Here is a 2847-nt window from a genome sequence, read left to right as displayed (position 1 = left end):
TGCCGCTCGCCCCGGCACTCGACGACCCTCGGCGTGCTCGGGTCGTCGTCGCGGCGGGTGTACGCCGTTGGCCGGCCGGGCGCGAGCGCCGCCGCAACGAGCGGGGTCGCCGGCGGTGTCCTCGCGCGCGACGACCGCGGCCTGGGCGACGCGCGGGTGGGCGGCGACGACGGCCTCGATCTCGCCGGGTTCGATCCGGAACCCACGGATCTTGACCTGCTCGTCGACGCGGCCGGCGAACAGCAGCTCGCCGCGCTCCGACCAGCGCACGACGTCGCCGGTGCGGTAGAGCCGCTCGCCGCTGCCGAACGGGTCGGCGACGAACCGTTCGGCGGTCAGCCCGGCCTGCCCGGCGTAGCCGCGGGCCAGCTGGACGCCGGCCAGGTACAGCTCGCCGGTCACGCCGACCGGCACCGGGGCGAGCCGCCCGTCGAGCACGTAGACGCGGGTGTTCGCCAGCGGGGCGCCGATCGACCCTGCCGCGCCGTCGCCGACGGTCTTCGCGGTCGCCCAGATCGTGGCTTCGGTCGGGCCGTAGACGTTGGTCACCGCCGCGGCCCGCTCGACCAGCGCGGCGGCGAGGGCGTCGGGCAGGGCTTCGCCGCCGACGAGGATCCGCACGCCGGTCCAGAGGTCCGGTCCGGTGTCGCTGTCGTCGATCAGCGCCTGCCACAGGCTCGGCGTGCCCTGCACGACCGTCGCCGCCGAGGACCGGACCAGGTCCCGTAGCAGCCGCGGGTCGCGGACCTGGTCGCGCCCGGCGAGGACGACCGTCGCGCCGTGGACGAGCGGCAGGAACAGCTCCAGGCCGGCGATGTCGAACCCGATCGTCGTGACCGCGACCAGCCGGTCCGCGGCCGTGACCGCGGCGCGGGCCCGCATCGCGGTGAGGAAGTTCGCGAGGTTGTCGTGGGTGACGGCGACGCCCTTCGGCGTGCCGGTCGAGCCGGAGGTGTAGATGACGTAGGCGACCTGCTGCGGCAGGACGGTGACGGCCGGCGTCGTGCCGGGCTGGGCGTCGACGGCGGCGATCACGGCCGGGTCGTCGAGGCGCGCCACCGGGACGGCGCCGGCGGTCACGCCGGCCTCCGCCAGCACGGCCTCGCACGCCGCGTCGGTCAGGACGCACACCGCTCCGGCGTGCGCGACCATGTACCCGACCCGTTCCGCGGGGAACTCGGGGTCGATCGGCAGGTAGGCGCCGCCGGCCTTCAGCACCGCGAGGAGCGCGACGACCATGTCGATGCCGCGGGCCGTGCAGACCGCGACGACGGACTCGGCGCCGACGCCACGGCCGGCCAGCCAGCGGGCCAGCCGGTCGGCGCGGCCGTCGAGCTCGGCGTAGGACACGGCGGTCCCGTCGTGCGTCACCGCCACCGCGTCCGGTGTCCGCGCGACCTGCGCCGCGAACAGTTCGGGCAGCAGCCCGGCAGAGATGTCGGCGGCGGTGTCATTCCACTGCCGCAGGACCCGGGTGAGTTCGGGCTCGCCGAGGACGGGCACGGCCGCGAGCGGTGCCGGGTCCCCGGCGTCGAGGCCGGTTTCGAGGGCGGTGACGAGCCCGGCGACGGCGGTGAGGAGCATGCCGGCGACGGCGTGCGGGTCGATCGGCGCGACCGCGTCGACGACCAGCCCGAACGTCGCGCCGTTGTCGTCGAACGCGACCGACAGCGGGTAGTTCGTCCGCTCCCGCGAAAGGATCTCCCGCACACCGGCCGGGGTTTCGTCGCCGGTACTGGCGGCGTCGTCCTGCGGGAGGTCGAGGGTGTAGTGCCGGTAGTTGAGCAGGGTGGTGAACAGCGGGACGTCGGCCGCGACGCCACTCGCGCGCTGGGCGAGTGCCAGCGGGGTGTGTTCCCGTTCGAGCAGGCCGGCGAGCTGCCCGCGCATCGCGGCGACGGCGGCGACGACGTCGAGGTCGCCGGTGCGCATCCGGACGGGCAGGGTGTTGATGAACAGGCCGGGGATGCGGTCGGCTCCGGCGCCGGCGTTCATGCGGCCGAACAGGACGGTGCCGAAGACGACGTCGTCGCGGGCGGCGACGACGGAGAGGACCCGGGACCAGGCGACGTGCAGGACGGTCGCCGGGCTGGCGCCGAGCCGCCGGGCGACGGTGCGCAGCCGCTCGCCGAGGCCGGTGTCGAGGTCGGTGTGGACGGTGACGACCCCGGAGCCGTCGCCGCGCACGTCGGTGACGCCGAACGCGGCGGTCGGCTCGTCGACGCCGGCGAGCAGGTCGCGGAAGTACTCCTCGTGGTCGCCGCCGACGAGGCTGGCCCGGGCCTGCGCGACGAAGGTGCGGAACGGCAGCGGCGCCGGCAGTTCGCCGGCCCGCCCGTCCATGATCGCCTTGACCTCGTTGTAGACGACCTCGACGGCGGTGTGGTCCTCCACCAGGTGGTGGATGCGGACCATCGCCAGCCACCCGCCGCCGACGGCCGCGGCGTGGACGTCGATCAGCGGGGCCCGGCCGAGGTCCATCGACAGGCCGACGGCGGACAGCAGCTCCTCGGCGTCGGCGATCCCCTCGACCTCGGTCACGGGCAGGGTCGCGGACCGCCAGACGACCTGGACGGGTTCGCGCAGCCCGGCCCACACGACGGAGGTGCAGAAGATGTCGTGCCGGTCGACGACCTGCTGCAGCGCGGCGACGAACGTGTCGAGGGCGGCGCGGCCGGGCAGTTCGAACACGCGCGGCAGGGCGTAGACGTCGTCGCCGCCGTCCGCCAGGAGGTGGTGGAACAGGATCCCTTCCTGCAGCGGGGCGAGCGGGTAGATGTCGGCGACGTTCGCCGCGCCGCCGTCGACGGTACCGACGACCGCCTGCACCTCGTCGCCGGTGAGCTC

1 protein-coding gene is annotated in these 2847 nt (G+C 75.1%); it reads right to left on the bottom strand.

Annotated elements, in window-relative coordinates; genetic code table 11:
• Positions 1-2847, bottom strand: a 2847-nt coding sequence (locus AB0I21_RS57295; RefSeq protein ID WP_360574468.1) for an amino acid adenylation domain-containing protein, incomplete at both ends; no start/stop codon positions are given.

The sequence above is a fragment of the Dactylosporangium sp. NPDC050588 genome, from assembly GCF_040654975.1.
Classification (GTDB): domain Bacteria; phylum Actinomycetota; class Actinomycetes; order Mycobacteriales; family Micromonosporaceae; genus Dactylosporangium; species Dactylosporangium maewongense.
The sequence above is the reverse complement of the archived record's forward strand: the minus strand, read 5'-3'. Positions and strand labels throughout refer to the sequence as shown.